Below are 18,959 nucleotides of genomic sequence, written 5' to 3'. Positions count from 1 at the left end.
CGCGCCCCAGCCAAGTCCGAAACACCGGGAACCTCCCATGGCCATACAGACCACCGACAACGCCGCCCAGAACTTCTTCAAGAAAGCGGCCTCCCTTGCCCCGGGAACCTCCCGGGCCGGCAAGGATTCGCGCCTGTTCGCGACCATGCTCAAAAGCGGCTACGGCATGGACGGCGAACTTGGCAAGTCGGGCAAGCTGGCCATTCCCAAGGAAAACATGATCACCGGCCTGGAGATGCTGTCCTCGGGCGGCAATTCGGACCAGGACGCGGCCCTGGCCATGCTCGGCTACGACGTCGGCGCCAAGGGTTTGACAGCCGGCCAGGGGGCCGGCCAGGGCGCCTTGGACAAATTCCAGGGCAGCGCCCTGGCCACCCTGTCGCGCCTGGCCATGGAGCAGGCCGCCGCGGACAGCGGTTCGAGCCCGGCCCGCCCGGCCCCGCCGTCCCATCCGACCCCGGCCGCCTCGGGCGGTCCCAGCCTGCGCCGGGCCGTGGACAAATCCGCGGTGCGCATGGCCGCGAACTCCGCCGCCCGCCACCCCGACGACCTGGGCCACCTGTCGCGCACGGCCGGCACGAGCGCCAGCGGCGGGTTCACCAAGCGCGAGGAGGAACTGCTCCTGGCCGCCGCCGGGGCCGAGAACATCCTGGCCGAAAGCAGCCGGGTCGAGGCGGCCAAGGCGCAGGCCGCGGCCACGAGCAAGGTCCTGCCCTCGGCCCTGGAACACCGGGCCGGGCGCCTGAGCGCCCAGTACGAATCCAACGCCGAGATCGACTGCATCGGCTACGACAGCCGGGGCGGCACCTCCTACGGCCAGTACCAGATCGCTTCGAAAACCGGCACCATGGACTATTTCCTCAAGTTCCTGGACGACAAGGCCCCGGATGTGGCCGCGCGCCTGCGGGCCGCCGGCCCGGCCGACACCGGCGGCACCACCGGGCGCATGCCCAGTGTCTGGAAACAGCTCGCCGCCGCCGACCCCAAGCGCTTCGAGGCCCTGCAGCACGAATTCATCCGCTCCAACAACTACGCCCCGGCGGCCAAGAGCATCGTGCTGACCACGGGCCTGGACGTGACCAAGCGGTCCTACGCCCTGCGCGAGGTGCTGTGGAGCACGGCCGTGCAGCACGGCCCCTACGGCGCGGAACGCATCTTCACCCAGGCCATCGAGAAGGCCGAGAACGGCGCCGGCCGTCAGGACTTTGACAAGGCGGTCATCGAAGAGGTCTACCGGTTGCGCGGCCAGAAATTTTTCCGCCACAACAAGCGGGTGCGCGAGGCCGTCCAGTCGCGCTTCCGCGACGAGAAGACCACGGCCATCGCCCTGCTCGACGGCCCCCGCGTCTGATTGCCGCCGCTTTCCCCGGAAACCGAAAATCCCCCCTGGCGGCTTTGCCCCCCAGGGGCTTTTCATGTAGGGGGGAGGACATGAAGAAGCGGGTAGTGTCATGACCGCCTCGGCCTGCGCCGAGGCACCGCGCCTGGCCGAACGGCTCCAGGCCCTGACGCGCTGTTTCGCCTTGTCGCGCCTGGTGACCGAGTCGCTGGAGTTGTCCGAGGTGCTCGAACGCATCATGACCACCTCGCGTCAGGCCCTTGGCGCCGAGGCCTCGAGCCTGCTGCTGGTGGACGAGGCGCCCGGCCCGGGCCAGGGCCAGCTCGTGTTTACCGTGGCCCAGGGACCGGCCAGCCGGGACCTGCGTTCGGGGTTTCGCCTGGCCCCGGGCGAGGGCGTGGCCGGCTGGGTGGCCAAGGAGGCCCGGCCGGTGCTGCTCGTCGACGCCTACGCCGATCCCCGCTTCAACCGCGATGTCGACCGCCTGACCGGTTACCGGACCCGGTCCATGGCCTGCGTGCCCCTGTCCTACCGGGGCCGGGTCATCGGCGTGGCCCAGTGCATCAACAAGGAAGGCGGCGGCGTTTTCACCGAAGACGACATCGAGATCTTTTCGCTGCTGGCCGCCCAGGCCGCCGTGGCCATCGTCAACGCCCGGCTGCACCGCGAGGCCCTGGTCAAGCAGCGCATGGATTTCGACATGGAACTGGCCGCCGGGGTGCAGCAGAGCCTGCTGCCCCGGGCGGCGCCGCCCCTGCCGGGCATCGACGTGGCCGGGCTGAGCCTTTCCTGCGACGCCACGGGCGGGGACTACTACGATTTCCTGCCGCGCGGCGACGCGGCCGCCGGCACGGCGACGCTGCTCGCCGTCATCGGCGACGTCACCGGCCACGGCGTCCAGGCGGCGCTTTTGATGACCACGGTGCGGGCCTTCCTGCGGGCCAGGCTCCTGTCCCCGGGCGCGCCGGCGGACATCGTCGGCGACGTCAACCGCTTGCTTGCCCGCGACATGGGCGACAGCGGCCGGTTCATGACCCTGTTTCTGCTGGAGATCGGCCGGGGGAGCCGCGAGGCCCGCTACGTCCGGGCCGGCCACGACCCGGCCCTGCTCTACGACCCGCGAAGCGGCGCCTTCACGGAACTTTCCGGCCGGGGGATACCCCTCGGCATCGACGCCGACTGGCGTTACGAAGACAATGTCGTGCCGGCGCTGGCCCCCGGGGCCGTGCTGGTTCTGGCCACGGACGGCATCTGGGAAGCCCGGGGGCCGTCCGGGGAAATGTACGGCAAGGACCGGTTGCGCCGGGCCGTGCGCCGCGCCGCCGGTTGCGACGCCGCCGGCCTGGCCCGGGCGGTGCTGGCCGATCTCGATGGTTTTCTGGCCGGCGAGCCGCGTCATGACGACGTGACGCTTGTCGTCATCAAGGCGTCCGCGGGCGCCGGCGAAAAGGAGGATGCATGAGGTACGCAACGGCCGTGGGCCTGGTCCTGGCGCTGGGCGTCGGGTTGTTCGGTTGCAGCAAGGAGGATCCCCAAAGCTTTGCCAAGGTGGATCACGACAAGGATGGCAAGGTCATTTTCGAGGAGCTCATCCTGGTGTTTCCGGATTTGACCGTGGAGGAATTCCTGGCCGCCGACGCCGACCACAACGAAAGCCTCAACGAAAAGGAATACCAGCGCCTGCGCGAGGCCCGGGCAAGCGGCAAGAAGCTCGACGCCGCCGTCGCGCCCCCGGCCGCCGCCCCGGACAAGGCCGCCGAGCCGGCCAAGACTGCCGCGCCGCCCGCGGCCCCCGCGCCGGCCAAGGCCGAAGAGCCGGCCGCCCCCGCGCCCACTGCGCCGGCTCCGGCCGCCCCCGCGCCCGCCGCTCCAGCCCCTGCCGCGTCGGCTGCCCCGGCCCCGGCCGCTCAGGCCCCGGCCGCGCCGCAAAGCCCGCCCGCGGCCGAGGTCGTGGAAACCGTGATCGTGGATGCGCCGGCGCCGGCCGCCCCCGCCCCCGCGACCCGGACCTACACCGTGGCCCGGGGCGACTCCCTGTCGCGCATCGCCAAGAAGTTCGACGTGTCGGCCAAGGCGATCATGGCCGCCAACAACATGAAAAACGCCGACCACCTGGAGGCCGGGGCGGAAATCGTCATTCCCGGGCCCGCCGCCGGGGCCGCGCCAGCCGGGTCGGCTGCGCCGTCCGGTGCGGCCGCGTCGCCGGTGGTGCGGGATTTCGTGGCCGCCTTTTTCGACAAAAGCGCCTCGGGCGATGTCAACGGCCTCATCGACCTCTACGGCGAGCGGGTCGACTATTACAAGAAAGGAAAAAGCGGCAAGGACATCGTGCGCCAGGACAAGGTCGATTACTTCCAGCGCTGGCCCAAGCGGACCTATGCCCCGGCGGCGGCGTCCGTGGAAACGTTGCCCGGCGGCGACCTGCGCGTGACGGTTCCGACATCGTTTACCGCCCAGAAGGGCGACAAGCAGGTGCGCGGCCAGGCCAGGTTCACGTTTCTCTTGCGCCCGGCCGGTGACGGCTACCGCATTGTCGGTGAACAAAGCGTGGTGACGGAAAAGAAGTAACCCCTGGGGGATTGGAGTGCTGTACAAGCCGGGGGGCGCGATCCCCCCGGCTTTTTTCGACGCGTCGCGCAAGCGGGGCTCCCATGCTGCGAAAAATCGGGATCGCCGAACTGGCCGTGGGCATGTACGTGGTCGATACCGGGCTGTCCTGGCTCGAACATCCGTTCCTCTACAGCCAGGAAGGCCTGGTGCGCACCGCCGGCGCCCTGCGGGAGATCGTCGCGGCCGGCTACGAGGAGGCCTTTGTCGACACGGACAAGGGCGGCTTCGGCACGGCCAGGGCCATGGTGGATTCACGGCAGGCCGCGCCGCTTGTCGCCGCGGCCGCCGCGTTGACGGACGCGGGGCGCGAGGCCGAAGAGGAGGGTCCCCAGGCCCTGCCCCTGGCCCAGGGCCTGGCCGAGGCCGGGGTGCTCTACCGCGACTGCCTGGCCATCGCCCATGACATCCTGCGCGAGGTGCAAAGCGGCGGCGAGCTCAACGTCGAGGCCTCGCGCCATCTGGTCGACGACGTCATCGCCAGCGCCGTGCGCAACCGCGATGCCCTGCTGGCCCTGACCAAGCTGCGCGTCCACGACGCCTACACCTTCACCCACGGCGTCAACGTGGCCGTGGTGGCCGTGGCCTTCGGCACGGCCCTGGGCTTTCCCCCCAAGGGGCTCAAGGCCCTGGGCTTGGCCGGGCTGTTCCACGACGTGGGCAAGACGGGCGTGCCCGACGCCATCCTCAACAAGCCCGGGCGCCTCACCCCGGAGGAGTTCGAACAAATCAAGGAGCATCCGGCCCTGGGCTGCCGCATCCTGGCCGGGCGGGGGCTGGGGGAGGACGTGTTGCGGGGGGTGGGCGAGCACCACGAGAAATGCGACGGCTCGGGCTACCCGAAAGGGCTGTCGGGCGGGGCGGTGCATCCCTTTGGCCGCATCCTGGGCGTGGCCGACGTGTTCGATGCCCTCACCAGCAAGCGCTCCTACAAGGATGCCATGCTGCCGACCCGGGCCCTGGGCGTGCTCTACGGCATGCGCGACCGGGATTTCCCGGCCAACCTGGTCGAACGCTTCATCAAGTTCCTGGGCCCCTATCCGGTGGGCAGCTTCGTGCGCGTCAGTTCCGGCGAATGCGGCTTCGTGCGGGGAGCCAACCCCGGCCGGCCGCTTTTCCCCGAACTGCTGCTGGTCCTCGACGCCACCGGCCGGGCCATGCCCCACCGGCTCCTGGACCTTTGCGCCGAGGCCGGGCGGGGGCTGTCCATCGCCTCGGCCCTGGACCCCGAGCCCTTCGGCCTGGACGCCCTGGCCTGCCTGTCCGGGGGGGCGGGGTAGCAGGTATTTTTTTCCACGCACGGTTATTGCATGGCCCACGGCGTCCCCGGGAGGGCGCCATGGACATCGCCACCAGCTACGACAGCCTGACCAAACTGCTCAGTATCCAATCCAGCGCCACGGCGAATTTCAACGCCGCCGACGCCTCGGGCACGAGCACCGTCTGCGACTCCGCCGACGGCGGCGGCGCCGACAGCGCTACCTGGTCCAAGGTGGCCAAGGCCCTGTCCGAGACGGATTCGGACTTCGTCAGCCCCATCCTCAAGCTCAAAAGCCAAAACGAGGCCCTGCAACAGCAGCTGACCCAGACCCTGGCCTCGAAGTTCGAAGCCCTCGGCATCGACACGAGCCAGACGATCACCTTGTCGCAGCAAGCCGACGGCAAGGTGGTCGTGACCAACGACCATCCGGACAAGGAAAAGATCGAATCGCTTTTCGCCGACACCGACGTGCTCAGCCAGGCCTTTTCCGCCCTGGCCCAAAACAGCGCCAGCCTCAAGTCCCTGACCAGCCAGCAGGTGAGCTCCCGGGTGCGCACCAGCGGCTACGCCGCCTACCTGACCCAACTCTCCCAGCTTTCCGACAGCTCCTCCACGGGCGACTTCGTCATGAGCCTTTTGGGCGACGCCTCCACCACCTATTTCAACGGATAGCCGGCCCCGCCCCCGCGGACGGGCCAGGCCGGCCCCCAGTCGGGCCACGCCACCTGCTGCCCTAACCCTCGACGATAAGCCAGGTCAGCGCCCCGTCGGGCCGCACCAGCGAGGCCGGCACGGCCGGGTCGGGCCTGTCGCCGAGCGCCTTGCTCAGGGCGGCTTCCTTGCCCTTGGCCACGGCCAGGAAGAGCACGTGCCGGGCGGCGTTTAAAAGCGGCAGGGTGAAGGTCAGCCGGGGCACGTGGGGTTCGGCCGTGGTCGGGGCGGGCACGGCGGCCACGAGGGCCGTCGTTTCGCCAAGGGCCGGGCTGCCCGGGAAAAGCGAGGCCGTATGGCCGTCCGGGCCAAGGCCCAGCAGGACCAGGTCCAGGGCCGGCACCTCTCCCGGCCCGGCGCCGAGGGCCTCGCGCAGTTCGGCCTCGTAGGTCTCGGCGGCGAGCCCGGCCGGCCGGATCTCCACGGGCATGGGCCGGATGTTGCCCACGGGCACCGGGGTCGGGGTGAACAGGATGGGGGCCACGGCGCCGAAGGTGCTGCGGCTGTCGGAGACGGGCACCAGGCGTTCGTCGCCGAAAAAAAACAGCGTGGACTCCGGCGGCGCGCCGAAGCCCTGCCGGGCCATGGCGGCATACAGGGCCAGGGGCGTTGCGCCGCCGGACAGGGCGATGGCGAAGCGGCCGCGCGCGGCCATGGCCGCCCGGGCCTCGGCGGCGACGAGGCCCAGGGCGGCCCGGGTCATGGCCGCGGCGTCGGGGAAACGGCGGATGGCGGCGTTCATGGCGTCAACCCGTGGGCGGCCAGGAACTTGCCGGCCTCCTGCGGGCCCCAGGAGCCGGCCTTGTACAGGAACAGCCGGTTGGGGTCGGGCTCGCTCAGCAGGGGGGCCAGGAATTTCCAGCACAGCTCCACCCCGTCCTGGCGCCAGAACAGCGTCTGGTCGCCGAGCATGCAATCCAGCAGCACCTTGGCGTAGGCGGACAGGGCCGGGCCTTCGTAGCCCTGGTAGTAGTTGAAGTTCATGGTCACGGAGCGCAGGCACATGGGGCCCGGGGCCTTGGCCTGGAAGGTCAGGCTGACCTGCTCGTCGGGCTGGATGCGCAGTGTGAGGCGGTTGGCCTTGATGTGGTCGCCAAAGATCTCCCGGAACATGGAGTAGGGCACGGGCTTGAACTGCACGGCGATCTCCGTGCGCTTCTCGGGCAGGCGCTTGCCCGAGATCATGTAGAACGGCACGCCCTGCCAGCGCCAGTTGTCCACGTAGACCTTCATGGCGGCGAAGGTGGGGGTGGACGAATCGCCGGGCACGCCTTCCTCGTCGAGGTAGGCCGGCGCGCGCTGCCCGCCGACGAGCCCCGAGGCGTACTGGCCAAGCACCAGGTTCTCGGCCAGGGCGGCGGCGTTGAAGGGGCGCAGCGCCCGGAAGACCTTGCTTTTCTCGTCGCGCACCAGTTCCGCCTCGAACAGCGACGGCGGCTCGATGGTGCACAGCGAAAGCAACTGCATCATGTGGTTCTGGAACATGTCGCGCAGCACGCCGAAGTGGTCGTAATACGAGGCCCGGTGTTCGACGCCGATGGATTCGGCGGCCAGAATGCTCACGTAATCGACGTAGCGGCGGTTCCAGACCGGTTCGAAGATGGCGTTGGCGAAGCGCAGCATCAGGATGTTCTGCACCGTCTCCTTGGCCAGGTAGTGGTCGATGCGAAAGATCTGGTGCTCGGCGAAGCGGGTGTGCAGGGCCTGTTCCAGGACCTTGGCCGTGGCCAGGTCGCGGCCGAAGGGTTTCTCGATGACCAGCCGGGCATGGCCCTTGGTTTCGTCGGCCAGGCCGGCCATGGCCAGGTTGACGGCGATGGCCTCGTAAGCCGTGGGCGGCACGGCCAGGTAGAAGATGCGGTTGCCGCCCAGCTCCTGGGCCTGGGCCAGGGCGTCGAGGGCGGCCGACAGCGCGGTGAAGGAGGCCGGGTCGTCGTAGTGGACGCGCTGGTAGCTGAGCCGGGGGGCGAGGGCGTCCCAGACGGCCAGGGCGGGCGGGTCGTATTCGGCCAGGGCGGCGCGCATGCGTTCGCGGAAGGTCTCGTCGGTGAGGTCGGTGCGGCTGGCCCCGACGATGGCGAAACGCTCCGGCATGTTGCCGCCGGCGTACAGGGCGGCCAGGGCCGGCATGAGCATGCGGCCGGCCAGGTCGCCGGTGACGCCGAAAATGACGAAGGTGACCGGCCCGTCCACCTGGTCGAAGCGGCAACTGGCGTCCGGGGCGGGGTTTCTCGGCCGGCCGAGGACCACCTCGGCCAGGGCGGGATCGGCGGCGTCGGGCATCAGTCTTCCCTCCTTTTCACGGCGTGGCCGCCGAACTGGTTGCGCAGGGCGGCCAGGACCCGGTCCTGGAAGGCGTTGTCCTGGCGCGAACGGAAACGCTCGAACAGCGACAGGGTGATGACCGGCGCGGACACGGCCGTTTCCACGGCCGCGGCCACCGTCCAGCGGCCCTCGCCGGAGTCGTCCACGTAGGCCTCCAGGGATTCCAGGCGGGGGTCGGCGGTGAAGGCGCGCTGGGCCAGCTCCAGAAGCCAGGAGCGCACCACCGAGCCGTGGTTCCACAGGTCGCAGATGGCGGCGAAATCGAGCGTGTCGCCGAACTGCGAGGCGGCCAGGATCTCGAAGCCCTCGGCGTAGGCCTGCATCATGCCGTATTCGATGCCGTTATGGACCATCTTGGTGAAATGCCCCGAACCGATGGGGCCGGTGTGCAGGTTGCCGCCCGGGCCGGTCAGCACGTCCAGGGCGGGTTTTATGGGCGCGACCACCTCGGGCTCGCCGCCGATCATGATGCAGTAGCCCTCGGCCAGGCCCCAGATGCCGCCGCTGACCCCGGCGTCGCAGTAGCGGATGCCGCGGGCTCCGGCAGCGGCGTGGCGGCGTAGGTCGTCGCGGTACATGGTGTTGCCGCCGTCGACGATGGTGTCGCCCGGGGCGAGCAGGGGCAAGAGCTCGTCGATGTGCTCGTCGGTGGCCGCGCCGGCCGGGAGCATGAGCCAGACGATGCGCGGCGCGGGCAGGTCGGCGACCAGCGCGGCCAGGGTTTCGGCAGAGCTGGCCTTGGGGGCGTCCTCGGTGGCGAAGTCCTTGGCCTTTTGCACCGTGCGGTTGTAGGCGACCACTTCGATGCCGCCCCGGGCCAGGCGCCGGGCCATGTTAAGCCCCATGCGTCCAAGACCGATCATGCCGATTTTCATGGCGATTCTCCTTTAGGCGGTTGGCCCCTTGCGGGTGTTTCGGGCACGGCGGTCGCGGGCCAGGGCAATGGCGCGCTTGGCTGCCAGGGGAAAAAGGCCCAGCAGGGCGAAGGACACGACAAGCCCGGGCGAGACGATACCGGCCAGGGAATCGAGGCGCCCGAGCTGCGCCCCGGCGTTGACGTAGACGGCCGTGCCGGGGAGCATGCCGAGTTGGGACACGACGTAGAAGGTTGTCAGCGGCATGGCGGTCAGGCCCATGGCCGCGTTGATCACGAAAAACGGGAACAGGGGGATCAGGCGCAGGCTGAAGAGGTAAAAGGCCCCTTCGCGGCGAAGCCCCTCGTCGATGGCCTTCAGTTTGCCGGTCAGCCGCCTGGCGATGGCCTCCCGAAACAGGGTCCGGGCCAGGGCGCAGGCGGCCGTGGCCCCGATGGTGCTGGCGAAGGAGACGACGACAAGCGTGGTCCAGAAGCCGAACAGCGCCCCGCCGGCGAGGGTGAGCACCGTGGCCCCGGGCAGGCTCAGGGCGGCGACCAGCACGTACAGCCCGAAATAGACGGCCAGGAACCGGACCGGCGCGCCGGCGTAGGCCGCGGCCAGGGCCTCGCGGGAGGCCTTGAGGAAGGACAGGGTCAGGTACTTGTCGAGGCCGAAGCCGAAAAAGGCGGCCACCAGGGCCAGGGCCAGGGCGACGAGGAGGATCTTGCCGAGACTGCCGCGCAGCATGCGCACTCCTTACGAAAAGCGGTTCACGTAGGCGTCCACGTCGAACTTGCGACGGCAGCCCCGCTCGTTCATATAGCGCACCTGGCCGAAGACCGGGCGTGAGGCCCAGGGCCGGTCGTGCAGGCCGCCCACCGACCACAGCACGCCGGTTTCGCCATTGGGGTCCCGGCCGTCCAGGCCGTAGCGGTCGTTGAGGAACAGGGCCGTGTCCAGGGCCTGGCGCGGCGTGGCCGACCATTCCAGGATCTTTTTGGCCCAGTACATGCGCATGTAGCCGTGCATGTGGCCGTTTCGCGTCAGTTGGCGCTGGGCGGCGTTCCACAGGGCGCTGTGGGTCCGGGCCGCCTCGAAGGTTTCCCGGTCGTAGAGGGAGGGCCGCTTGTCGGCGGCATGTTCGGCCAGGGTCTTGCGGGCCCAGCCGGGCAGGGCGTCGTAGAGGTCGGCCTCGGGCGGGGTGTGGTGGCGGAAGTTGTCGGCCAGCTCCCGGCGCACCACCAGTTCCTCCAGGAAGGCGTCGGCCCCGGCCGGGGCGTCCTTGCGGGCCGCGAGGGCGTCCAGGGCGGCGCGCTGGGGCGCGAGCTGGCCGAAGTGGAAATAGGGCGACAGGTTCGAGGTCGCCTCGGCGTTGGGGTCGTTGCGGCGCTCGGCGTAGGCGGCCAGGCGGTCCTTGAGGAAAAGCGCCAGGGTTTCCCGACCGGCGGCCGGGCCGGGGACGATGTCCGCAACCGGCGCCACGGACGGGTCGGCGGTCACCGTGGCCGCCGCCGCTTCCCAGGCAACGGGGGGGAAACCGGCCAGGTTGGAGGCCGGAAACGCGGGCAGTTCGGGGAAGGGCTCCAGGAATTCGGCCAGGCGGCGGTGGATTTTGGGGCGAAAGGTGGCGGCGGCGTATTCGCGCTTGTCCGAGGCGATACGGCAGGGGACCACGTTGTGGGCGTCGACCTCGAGCAGGGCGCCGGCAAAGGCCGCGGCCACGGCCTGGCGCCAGCCGGCCATGACCGGCATGGGGTCGAAGTCGGTGACGCACACGCCGGCGCCGACGTCGCGCAGAAAGGCCGGCACGGTGGCGGCTGGGTCGCCGGGCAGCAGGGCCAGGGGAATGCCGGCCGCTCGCAGGTCGCCCTCGGTTTCGGCCAGGCCGGCCAGCAGGAAGTCGTAGGCCCGGCGGGTGGCGCCGGGAAAGGTCGGGGCCAGGGCGAAGGCCGCAAGCAGCGGGGAACCGCTGGCCTTGGCCAGGTCGGCGGCGGCAAGCAGCGCCCAGTTGTCGGCGGCGCGCTGGTCGCGGTGCATCCAATACACCACCGGCCCGGGGAGGGCGGGCTTGTCGGACAGGGGCGTCACGCGGGCGGGATGGACCAGCATTTGCCCGTTGTAGGCGGTCGGGCGGCCGGTGGCAAGTCGTACCGACGGCAAGGGCACAACCCGGCGCCACCGGGGCGGCCGCCATCCCCTGCGCCGGGGCGGCGGCCGCGTCGCGTCCCTGCCGCGCACCGGCGGTTCAGGGATTGTTCTGGGACAGGATGATCAGGGAATAGGGGCCGATACCGATATTGGCCCGGTAGGGCATGCCGTCCTGGGGCAGGTCTTCCGTTGTGGTATCATAACTGAAGGAATTCCCGAAGTCGGGGGAATAGACGTAGCCGTCGGTGTTGAGCCGCACCCGCCACAGGCCGGGCCTGGGAAAGCCGATGGTGTAGCTGGGGTAGGCCCGGTTGGCGAAATTGGCCACAACGACGACGTCGTCGCCCGGGCCGCCGTTTTCGAAGCGGTGGAAGGCGATGCACTTGTCGGTGTTGTTGCTGTGATGGACGTTTATATGGTGGCCGCGCAGGCCGCGCGTCTCGTTGTACCAGTTGCGACGCAGCCGGATCATGTCGCGGTAGAGCGTGCTGATACCGGAATAGGTGTGCAGCAGGGACCAGTCGAGGGGCACGTTGTCCTGGAAATAGCCCGGGGCGAGCATCTCCTGGCCCTGGAAGAGCATGGGGATGCCGGGGGCGGTGAAGACGAGGCCCGCGGCCAGGGTGGAGCGCTTGCGGGCGAACCAGCCGCCCGGATCGGCGGGGCAGATCTCCTGGGGCACCCGGGAGTGGCCATTGGCCACCTCGTCGTGGGATTCGGTGTAGATGACCCGCTTCATGGCGTCGGTGAGGCCGCGCAGCCGTAGCGCCTCGGCCACGGCCTCCATGTCCCGGTCCTCGTCGCGGAGCGCGACGACGGCCCGGCGCACCGGGTGGACGAAACCCGGGTCCCACTGGGCGCCGAAGCCGGCCCCTCCTTGGCCGGTGTCCTTGGTGATCCAGGGGTTTTGCTTCATGTCCTCGGCGATGACGATCTTCCAGGGCTGGCTGGCCCGGACCTCGTCGTTGATCCAGCGCAGCAGGCCCCAACCGTCCGCCAGGTCGTTCGCGGGGTCGTTGTCGTTACCGCAGCAGTTGCGGATGGTGCAAACCGAATCCAGGCGCAGGCCGTCGATATGGTACTTGTGGAGCCAGAACAGGGCATTGTCGCGGATGAACTGGCGCACTTCCGCCCGGCCGTAATCGGGCCGCGGCCCCCAGGGCGTGTTGCGGCGCGGGTTGTCGTAGAAATAGATACCGTCCTCGTTGGTGGCGTTGGACCAGCCGTCGAAGCGGTAGAGGTCGAGGTCGTCCGGGCCGAAATGGTTGTAGACCACGTCCAGGATGACGGCCATCCCCAGGGCATGGGCGGCCTTGACGAGCTTGTGCAGGGCTTCGGGGCCGCCCAGGGCCTGTTCCACGGCAAAGGGCTGGGCCGGGTTGTAGCCCCAGGAGACATCCGTGGGGAACTCGACAACGGGCATGAGTTCGATGGCGTTGACGCCAAGCAGGGCGATTTCCTTCAATTTGCCGATGATGGAGTCCAGCGTGCCCGGGCCGCTTGGGCTGACGTCGTTGAAGGTGCCGGTGTGCAGTTCGTAGATCACCAGTTCGTTCCAGGGCGGCATGACGAAGTCGTCCCCGCCCCAGTCGAAGGCGGGGTCGTGGACGACGGCCACGCCGGCGGAATGGGAGACTTGGCTGGCGTAGGGGTTTTTTTTCCGCAGCACCGTGTCGCCATGGCGAATGACGAACATGTACGCATCCCCCACGCTCACCTTGTCCACGTCTGTGGACCAGTAGCCGTTTCCTTCGTGGGCCAGGGGGGCGGCCGCCTCGTCCCAGGCATTGAAGGTGCCGACAACGGAAACCGATTGGGCAAAGGGGGCCCAGACGCGAAATCCCGCCCCGCCGTTGCCGAGCATGGTTCCCATGCCTTGCCGTTGGGACGGTTGGGGGGCTTTGGGGGTGACGACGGCTGTCGACGACATTGTGTCTCCTTTCCCGGGCCGTCGGGGCGGCCCGGGGGAACCGCCCGGCGGCAGGGGTTCGCGCGGCCGCCGCCAGGCCCGCTGCCAAGCGGCGGCCGCGCCGAATCCCCCACGGGCCGGCCGGGCGCCAAGGCCCGCGGGGTTCGGGTGCGGCAACGGAAAACGGGAGGGCGATACGTATAGTCTGTACGAAATGATAAAATAGAAAAGACGTCAACCGAAATAACGGTGACAGGGGCGATGGCGCGGGCAGGCCCGGGGAGGGCTTATGGGGTCGGGCCCTTTTTGACCTCTTCCCACAGGGCGTTTTTGGCGGCCATGTCCAGGCTGTCCAGGGAAAGGCCGCGCTGCCTGGCCAGGCGCTCCATGGCCTTGTAGCGGGTCAGGAACTTGTTGTTGGCCGCGTCCAGGCAGGCGTTGGCCTTGAGCCCCAGCCGGCGGCCGTACTCGGTGACGATAAAGAGGTAGTCGCCGAACTCCTCGGCCATGGCCGCCTCGTCACCCGAGGCCACGGCCGCCTCGAACTCGGCCCGTTCGGCCAGCAGGCTTTCCTTCATGGACGCGTCGGTCTCCCAGGTGAACCCGGACCGGGCCGCCTTGGAATGGATGCGGTAGGCTTTGAGCAGCGACGGCAGGCCCTTGGGCAACGAGGCGAAGAGCCCCGCGTCCTTTTCCTTTTCCGCCCGCTTGATGCGTTCCCAGTTGCGCAGCAGTTCCTCGCGGCTGCCGATTTGGAGGTCGGCGAAGACATGGGGATGGCGGCGCACCATCTTGGCCGCGGCCGTTTCCAGGGCTTCGGACAGGCTGAAGGCGCCGTGCTTTTCGGACAGGGTGGCCACGAACAGGAGCAAAAACAGGACGTCGCCGAGTTCCTCGGCCGTGCCCGGCACGTCTTCCGAGCGGATGGCGTCCACCAGTTCGAAGGATTCCTCGATGATGTAGTCGCAAAGCGTCTGGGGGGTTTGGGCCTTGTCCCAGGGGCAGCCGTCCTGGCCGAGCAGGGCGTCGAGCACGCCTTGCAGTTCGGCCAGCGCTTCGGCCGGGGATTTCTCGTTCATGGTTTTTTCTCGGCGTTGTCGGCCTTGGGGGCCGTCTTGTCCGGGGAGGCGGGTTTGGGCTTCCCGTCGGACTTGGCGTTGGCGGAATCCTTGGTGGACTCCGGTTTGTGGGGTTTTTCGGCCGGTTTCTTCTCGGTGTCGGGCTTTTTGGCTTCCGGGGCCTTGGCTTTTTCGGCGGGCTTGTCGGCTTCGGCCTTTTCAGGCGGTTTCTTGTCCATGGCGGCCTTGGCCTGCTCGGCTTTTTTCTCCACCGCTGCCTTGATCGGGTCGATGGCGTCCTTGTGGCTGAATTTGCGCAGCTTCTCGTTGAGGTCCGGCGGGATGTAGTTGGCCAGCTTGGCGCTGACCTTCTCCAGCAGGGGCACCAGCATGGAGCCTTTGAGGAAATCGGGGTTGGGCGCGGCCAGGTGGATGAGGAACAGCAGCGCCGCGGTCAGCACCACGCCCTTGGCCAGTCCGAAACCGCCGCCGAAGAAGCGGTCCGCCCATTGCGTCATGGTCACCCGGACCATGCCCGAAATGGCCAGGGCCAGAAACCAGACGCCGAGGAGCGTGACGGTGAACAAGATGAGATAGGCGGCCGTGCCGGCGTAATTGCCGGAGATATACTCGGTCAGGTGGGGGGTCAGGGTCTTGTGGTAGGCGCCGGCCACGTAGAATCCGAGGACGATCGCCGCCAGCGACCCGGCTTCCTTGACGATGCCGCGCATGTAGCCCCGGATGGCGAAAAAAAGCCACACGATGGCCAGGGAGAGATCGGCGATGTTGAGCGTCGGCATGGTGCTCCGGGGTCGCCAAGGGCAACCGTCTTGGGCAAGCGGGTCATAGCAAATGCCCTTCCAAAAACCAAGGGCGGCCGCCAAGCCCTCCCCGGCCGGCTTGTCCAGGGCCGGCGAAGGGGATAGGACGGGAAAAAAACGCCAAAGGACGCCCGGATGCAACAAGCCCTTCTCCCCGTGGACATCGACGCCTTCCTGGCCAAACGGGTGCTCGGCCAGGCCGACCTGCTGCGCCGCATCAGCGTTTCCCTCTACAAGCACATCCACGGCCTGCCCGCTCCCAACGTGCTGCTCGTCGGCAACTCCGGCACGGGCAAGACCACCCTCATGCAGGCCATCGTCGACCTCTACGACGCCTACGACGACCTGATGCGGTTTCGGGTCATGGTCATCATCAACGCCAACACCCTGTCGGCCGAGGTGGAGGGCGAGGACCGCACCACGCGGCTTTTCCGCAAGCTCGAAGCCCGGGCCCGGGTGCTGTTCGGTTCGGCGCTCTCGGCCAAGGAACTTTCGGACTACCTGGAAAACGCCACGGTGTGCGTGGACGAGGTGGACAAGATCTCGGGCCGGGTGTCGGAAAAGGCCAACGTGGCCGGCATCACCACCCAGTACGCCCTGCTGACCCTGCTCGAGGGCGAGCGCTTCCTGTACCGGGCCACGGTGGTGGAAGACGGCCGGGAGGTCGAGACGGAACTGGCCCTGGATACCGGCAAGCTCCTTTTCATTTGCGGCGGGGCCTTCGAGGAGCTCTACGACCAGGTGTATACGCTCGTGGTCAACCGCCGCGACGACAGGCGCCTCAAGGAAGTCTCGGAAGTGGAGCGCCGGCCCGACGGCAGCGTGTCCGTGCGCACGGTGACGCGGTTCAAGCTGCGCGACTATTTGCGCCTGGCCGACCTTTTCACCTACGGCATGATGCCGCAGTTCATCTCGCGCTTCGGTTCCATCGCCATGCTCGACGACCTGGGTAAGGACGAACTGCGCCAGATATTTTTAAGCGCCCCCAATTCGCCCCTGCGGCTTTGCCTGGAGTACTTCCGGCACATGGGCCTGGAGCTGCGCCTGACTCAGGAAGCGGCCACGGCCATCGCCGAGGCGGCGGCCAAAAACAGCCGCATCGGCGCCCGGGCCCTGCGCGAAATCTTCAACGGCCTGATCGCCCCCCACGAGTTCGACCCCTTCCATTCGCCGCTGCTGCGCCAGACCGACCAGGGCCCGGTCCTGGCCCTGGACCTGGAAACCGTCACCCAATACCTGACACGCATGGATTAAGGGCGGCACGGCCCGGTCGGGAGACGCCCGGGCCAGGTTGCGGCGGCGCGTGGCGTCCCGATGCAGGTCGCAGCGGTGCGTGGCGGCCCGGCACAGGCTCCGGCGGTGTGCGGCGGCCGGTCGGTGTCCGAGCCGCGACGGGCGCAAGGAAACCGCGCGGCGTCGCGGCGCTGGGGCTCGCGGCGGCCGGCCCGGTTCAGCGCCGGTACGGCTGGGGGCCGGGCTTGCGCGGCCTGGCCCTAAGGAGCAGGTCCTCGCCGCAGCGTTCGGTGGACAGCAGGCGCAGGGAAACGGCGTCGGCCATGCGGGCGATGTCCCGGCCGCGAAAGGCCGGCAGGGCCACCTCGTCGCCCAGGATCTTGGGCGCGTAAAAAAGGGCCAGTTCATCGGCCAGCCCCTGGGTCAGCAGGCTGCCGGCCAGGCCGCCGCCGCCCTCGCACAACAGCGCATAGACGTTCGCCTCCTCCCGCAACCGGCACAGCCCGGGCAGCAGGTCCAGGGAGCCGTCGTCGTACTCGGGCAGGCCCCAGACGCGCACCCCCCGCGCGGCCAGGCGTTCGGCGGTCAGCCCCTTGACGTTGGCCGCGTCGGTGAGGAGCACCAGTTCCCCCGGCCGGTCGGTCAAAAGGGAAAGCGGCGCTTCCGGGGCCGGCAGCCGCCGGGTGACCACCACGGCCAGGGGTTGGGGATTGGCCGCCAGGGGGCCGGCCAGGCCCCGGTGGGTGAGCCTGGGGTCGTCGGTGTAGAGCGTGCCGCCGCCGACCATGACGGCCTGGGAACAGGCGCGCATGACATGGACCCGGGCCCGCGAGGCCTCGCCGCTCACCCAGCCCGAATCGCCCAGGCGCGTGGCGATGTGCCCGTCGAGGGTCATGGCCAGCTTGAGCGTCACGAACGGCCGGCCCAGGGTCTTCCAGGTCACGAAATCGGCGATGGCATCCCGGCATTCCTGTTCCAGCACCCCGACCACCACCTCGACCCCGCCCTGGCGCAGCAGTTCGGCCCCGCCGCCGGCCACGGGGTTGGGGTCCAGGCAGCCGACGACCACCCGCGACACCCCGGATTCCAGCAGCGTGCGCGAACACGGCGGCGTCTTGCCGAAATGGTTGCACGGCTCGAGCGTCACGTACATGGTCGCCCCGGCCACGGCGACGCCTTTGGCCTCGGCCTCGCGCAGGCATTCCACCTCGGCATGCGGCCCGCCGAAGACCTTGTGCCAGCCCTCGGCCACGATCACCCCGTCGCGCACGAGCACCGCCCCGACCCGGGGATTGGGCGCGACGCCGCCCCGGCCGCGCTCGGCCAGTTCCAGGGCCCGGGCCATGAAGGAAGCGTCATCCGTCATGGCGCCCCTCCAGTTGGTCGAAGCCGATGCCGGCCTCGGCGATCATTTTGGCCGAAAGGGGGTCGGGATAGCCCTGGCTGAAAGAGATGTGGTTGACCTGGCAGTTGATGAGCATTTTCGTGCAGATCAGGCAGGGCTGGGTGGTGCAGTAGATGTCCGCGCCGGCGATGGGCACGCCGTGCAGGGCGCACTGGATGATGACGTTTTGCTCGGCGTGCAGCCCCCGGCACAGCTCGTGGCGCTCGCCCGAGGGGATGCCCAGCTCCTCGCGCAGGCAGCCGATGTCCAGGCAGTGGGCCGTGCCGGTGGGCGAGCCGTTGTAGCCCGTGGCCAGGATGCGGCGGTCCCGCACGGCCACGGCGCCGACCTTGCGGCGCAGGCAGGTGCTGCGCTCGGCCACCAGGTAGGCGATGCGCATGAAGTAGTCGGGCCAGGGCAGGCGTTTGTCCATGATGACTCCGGAATACGGGGCAGGGCTGGCCGGAGAGTGAACCAGGCCGGGCCGGCGCGTCAAGGCGCCCGAGGGCCGGGGGCCATCGCGGGCTGTCCTGGGGCCGGGCCGGGCGGCTGCCCGCCGGGCGCAAAAGGGGCCTGCCTGGCCGCGCACGGGGCTCTTTCGAGCCGGCCGCGGCGATTGACTTGGCTGCCGGAAAGTGGAAGAGACTGAAATAACATTCCTTGCCAGGGGGCGGTATGGGCGCGACCGAGGGAAAACTGGGACGGATCACGAATTTTTTCATTCAGCACGCGGTGGCCATTTTCCTGGTCGCCACCCTTGTCTGCCTCATTTTGGCCGCCTCGCTCACGAGCAGCCTCAAGCCCAATGTCGTGGGCGTGTGGCTGGTGGTCGGCATCCTCACCTCGCTGCTGTTTTCCGGCGTGGCCCTGGTGGTGGTCCTGGCCGTGGCCGCCGTGGACAAGGCCAGGCGCTTGCGGCTGATCAGCTACGAGCCCAAGGCCGAAACCCTGCGCCGGGGCCGTTTCGAGCGGGAAAAGCTGGCCGTGGCCGATTTCCATTCGCCGCTGCTCGTTGCCCACGACGGGAAACGCTTCGAGGAATGCGGCCTGTCCGGCCCGGGCTCGGTCTATCTCGACGACTCCTGCGAGGCCGGCACCAGCGCCTTCCACCTGTGCGACCTCATCGTCGTGCCGGAAGGGGAAAAACCCTATACCGCGGCGTACTTCTCCAACTCGGTCTTCCGGTATTGCCGCTTCGACAACCTGGTCGTCTACATGACGGAAGCCGGGGCGGAAAAATGGCTGCAAGGGCGTGAGGCGGCCGGCATCGAGGAACTGTGCCTGGTCGGCCGGCGGGCGAAATAAG

At 69.0% G+C, this 18,959-nt stretch carries 17 protein-coding genes; 7 read left to right on the top strand and 10 right to left on the bottom strand.

Annotated elements, in window-relative coordinates:
- The first annotated feature begins 37 nt into the window (after positions 1-37).
- From ACP59X_RS19690 to ACP59X_RS19670, 5 genes are all read left to right on the top strand, one after another.
- Positions 38-1,351 (top strand): VgrG-related protein, encoded by a 1,314-nt coding sequence (locus tag ACP59X_RS19690; protein WP_428561772.1) that lies wholly within the window; start codon positions 38-40, stop codon positions 1,349-1,351.
- Positions 1,352-1,451: 100 nt separating this feature from the next.
- On the top strand, positions 1,452-2,801 hold the full coding sequence (locus ACP59X_RS19685) for a PP2C family protein-serine/threonine phosphatase (protein WP_428561770.1): 1,350 nt from the start codon (positions 1,452-1,454) through the stop codon (positions 2,799-2,801).
- Positions 2,798-3,907, top strand: a complete 1,110-nt coding sequence (locus tag ACP59X_RS19680; RefSeq protein WP_428561768.1) for a LysM peptidoglycan-binding domain-containing protein — start codon at positions 2,798-2,800, stop codon at positions 3,905-3,907. The genes ACP59X_RS19685 and ACP59X_RS19680 overlap by 4 nt, the downstream gene beginning before the upstream one ends.
- Positions 3,908-3,990: 83 nt before the next feature.
- Positions 3,991-5,226: an HD-GYP domain-containing protein gene (locus ACP59X_RS19675; protein ID WP_428561766.1), complete on the top strand. Its 1,236-nt coding sequence runs from the start codon at positions 3,991-3,993 to the stop codon at positions 5,224-5,226.
- 59 nt (positions 5,227-5,285) lie between these two features.
- The gene (locus ACP59X_RS19670; RefSeq protein ID WP_428561764.1) at positions 5,286-5,879 is read left to right on the top strand and encodes a hypothetical protein; all 594 of its coding nucleotides are present in this window, start codon (positions 5,286-5,288) and stop codon (positions 5,877-5,879) included.
- 61 nt (positions 5,880-5,940) lie between these two features.
- Here the strand turns inward: ACP59X_RS19670 and pgl are convergent, their stop codons facing one another.
- The 8 genes from pgl to ACP59X_RS19630 all read right to left on the bottom strand — a co-directional run bounded on the left by pgl (position 5,941) and on the right by ACP59X_RS19630 (position 15,015).
- The gene (pgl, locus tag ACP59X_RS19665) at positions 5,941-6,660 is read right to left on the bottom strand and encodes a 6-phosphogluconolactonase (protein ID WP_428561762.1); all 720 of its coding nucleotides are present in this window, start codon (positions 6,658-6,660) and stop codon (positions 5,941-5,943) included.
- Positions 6,657-8,201: a glucose-6-phosphate dehydrogenase gene (gene zwf / locus ACP59X_RS19660; RefSeq protein WP_428561760.1), complete on the bottom strand. Its 1,545-nt coding sequence runs from the start codon at positions 8,199-8,201 to the stop codon at positions 6,657-6,659. Before zwf ends, pgl begins: the two co-directional genes overlap by 4 nt.
- Entirely contained in the window at positions 8,201-9,118 is a 918-nt protein-coding gene (gnd, locus tag ACP59X_RS19655; protein ID WP_428561758.1) for a phosphogluconate dehydrogenase (NAD(+)-dependent, decarboxylating), read from the bottom strand. Before gnd ends, zwf begins: the two co-directional genes overlap by 1 nt.
- Positions 9,119-9,130: 12 nt before the next feature.
- The gene (locus tag ACP59X_RS19650; RefSeq protein WP_428561756.1) at positions 9,131-9,847 is read right to left on the bottom strand and encodes a TVP38/TMEM64 family protein; all 717 of its coding nucleotides are present in this window, start codon (positions 9,845-9,847) and stop codon (positions 9,131-9,133) included.
- 9 nt (positions 9,848-9,856) lie between these two features.
- Positions 9,857-11,209 carry a deoxyribodipyrimidine photo-lyase gene (locus ACP59X_RS19645; protein ID WP_428561754.1) on the bottom strand — a complete coding sequence of 451 codons (1,353 nt, stop codon included), beginning with the start codon at positions 11,207-11,209 and terminating at the stop codon, positions 9,857-9,859.
- Between the two features lie 136 nt (positions 11,210-11,345).
- Positions 11,346-13,178, bottom strand: coding sequence for an alpha-amylase family glycosyl hydrolase (locus tag ACP59X_RS19640; protein ID WP_428561752.1), 1,833 nt, complete (start codon positions 13,176-13,178; stop codon positions 11,346-11,348).
- 266 nt (positions 13,179-13,444) lie between these two features.
- Positions 13,445-14,236 carry a nucleoside triphosphate pyrophosphohydrolase gene (mazG, locus tag ACP59X_RS19635; protein WP_428561750.1) on the bottom strand — a complete coding sequence of 264 codons (792 nt, stop codon included), beginning with the start codon at positions 14,234-14,236 and terminating at the stop codon, positions 13,445-13,447.
- Positions 14,233-15,015 carry a CvpA family protein gene (locus ACP59X_RS19630; protein ID WP_428561748.1) on the bottom strand — a complete coding sequence of 261 codons (783 nt, stop codon included), beginning with the start codon at positions 15,013-15,015 and terminating at the stop codon, positions 14,233-14,235. Before ACP59X_RS19630 ends, mazG begins: the two co-directional genes overlap by 4 nt.
- Positions 15,016-15,171: 156 nt before the next feature.
- On the opposite strand from ACP59X_RS19630, the gene ACP59X_RS19625 reads away from it, so the two are divergent.
- Positions 15,172-16,290, top strand: coding sequence for an AAA family ATPase (locus ACP59X_RS19625; protein ID WP_428561746.1), 1,119 nt, complete (start codon positions 15,172-15,174; stop codon positions 16,288-16,290).
- 196 nt (positions 16,291-16,486) lie between these two features.
- Here the strand turns inward: ACP59X_RS19625 and ribD are convergent, their stop codons facing one another.
- Positions 16,487-17,635 (bottom strand): bifunctional diaminohydroxyphosphoribosylaminopyrimidine deaminase/5-amino-6-(5-phosphoribosylamino)uracil reductase RibD, encoded by a 1,149-nt coding sequence (gene ribD / locus ACP59X_RS19620; RefSeq protein WP_428561743.1) that lies wholly within the window; start codon positions 17,633-17,635, stop codon positions 16,487-16,489.
- Positions 17,625-18,086: a deoxycytidylate deaminase gene (locus ACP59X_RS19615; protein WP_428561741.1), complete on the bottom strand. Its 462-nt coding sequence runs from the start codon at positions 18,084-18,086 to the stop codon at positions 17,625-17,627. The genes ribD and ACP59X_RS19615 overlap by 11 nt, the downstream gene beginning before the upstream one ends.
- Before the next feature lie 242 nt (positions 18,087-18,328).
- Here ACP59X_RS19615 and ACP59X_RS19610 point away from each other — a divergent pair, with 242 nt between their 5' ends.
- Entirely contained in the window at positions 18,329-18,958 is a 630-nt protein-coding gene (locus ACP59X_RS19610; RefSeq protein ID WP_428561739.1) for a hypothetical protein, read from the top strand.
- Position 18,959: the final 1 nt, after the last annotated feature.

Source organism: Solidesulfovibrio sp. DCME (assembly GCF_049995385.1).
Classification (GTDB): domain Bacteria; phylum Desulfobacterota; class Desulfovibrionia; order Desulfovibrionales; family Desulfovibrionaceae; genus Solidesulfovibrio.
This window is presented reverse-complemented; position numbering and strand designations above follow the sequence as displayed.

Coding starts and splice junctions, on each gene's coding strand:
- ACP59X_RS19610 (WP_428561739.1), top strand. CDS start 18,329: ATGGGCGCGACCGAGGGAAAACTGGGACGGATCACGAATTTTTTCATT.
- ACP59X_RS19615 (WP_428561741.1), bottom strand. CDS start 18,086: ATGGACAAACGCCTGCCCTGGCCCGACTACTTCATGCGCATCGCCTAC.
- ACP59X_RS19640 (WP_428561752.1), bottom strand. CDS start 13,178: ATGTCGTCGACAGCCGTCGTCACCCCCAAAGCCCCCCAACCGTCCCAA.
- mazG (WP_428561750.1), bottom strand. CDS start 14,236: ATGAACGAGAAATCCCCGGCCGAAGCGCTGGCCGAACTGCAAGGCGTG.
- ACP59X_RS19670 (WP_428561764.1), top strand. CDS start 5,286: ATGGACATCGCCACCAGCTACGACAGCCTGACCAAACTGCTCAGTATC.
- ACP59X_RS19690 (WP_428561772.1), top strand. CDS start 38: ATGGCCATACAGACCACCGACAACGCCGCCCAGAACTTCTTCAAGAAA.
- ACP59X_RS19680 (WP_428561768.1), top strand. CDS start 2,798: ATGAGGTACGCAACGGCCGTGGGCCTGGTCCTGGCGCTGGGCGTCGGG.
- ACP59X_RS19625 (WP_428561746.1), top strand. CDS start 15,172: ATGCAACAAGCCCTTCTCCCCGTGGACATCGACGCCTTCCTGGCCAAA.
- ACP59X_RS19685 (WP_428561770.1), top strand. CDS start 1,452: ATGACCGCCTCGGCCTGCGCCGAGGCACCGCGCCTGGCCGAACGGCTC.
- ACP59X_RS19650 (WP_428561756.1), bottom strand. CDS start 9,847: ATGCTGCGCGGCAGTCTCGGCAAGATCCTCCTCGTCGCCCTGGCCCTG.
- ribD (WP_428561743.1), bottom strand. CDS start 17,635: ATGACGGATGACGCTTCCTTCATGGCCCGGGCCCTGGAACTGGCCGAG.
- zwf (WP_428561760.1), bottom strand. CDS start 8,201: ATGCCCGACGCCGCCGATCCCGCCCTGGCCGAGGTGGTCCTCGGCCGG.
- ACP59X_RS19675 (WP_428561766.1), top strand. CDS start 3,991: ATGCTGCGAAAAATCGGGATCGCCGAACTGGCCGTGGGCATGTACGTG.
- ACP59X_RS19630 (WP_428561748.1), bottom strand. CDS start 15,015: ATGCCGACGCTCAACATCGCCGATCTCTCCCTGGCCATCGTGTGGCTT.
- pgl (WP_428561762.1), bottom strand. CDS start 6,660: ATGAACGCCGCCATCCGCCGTTTCCCCGACGCCGCGGCCATGACCCGG.
- gnd (WP_428561758.1), bottom strand. CDS start 9,118: ATGAAAATCGGCATGATCGGTCTTGGACGCATGGGGCTTAACATGGCC.
- ACP59X_RS19645 (WP_428561754.1), bottom strand. CDS start 11,209: ATGCTGGTCCATCCCGCCCGCGTGACGCCCCTGTCCGACAAGCCCGCC.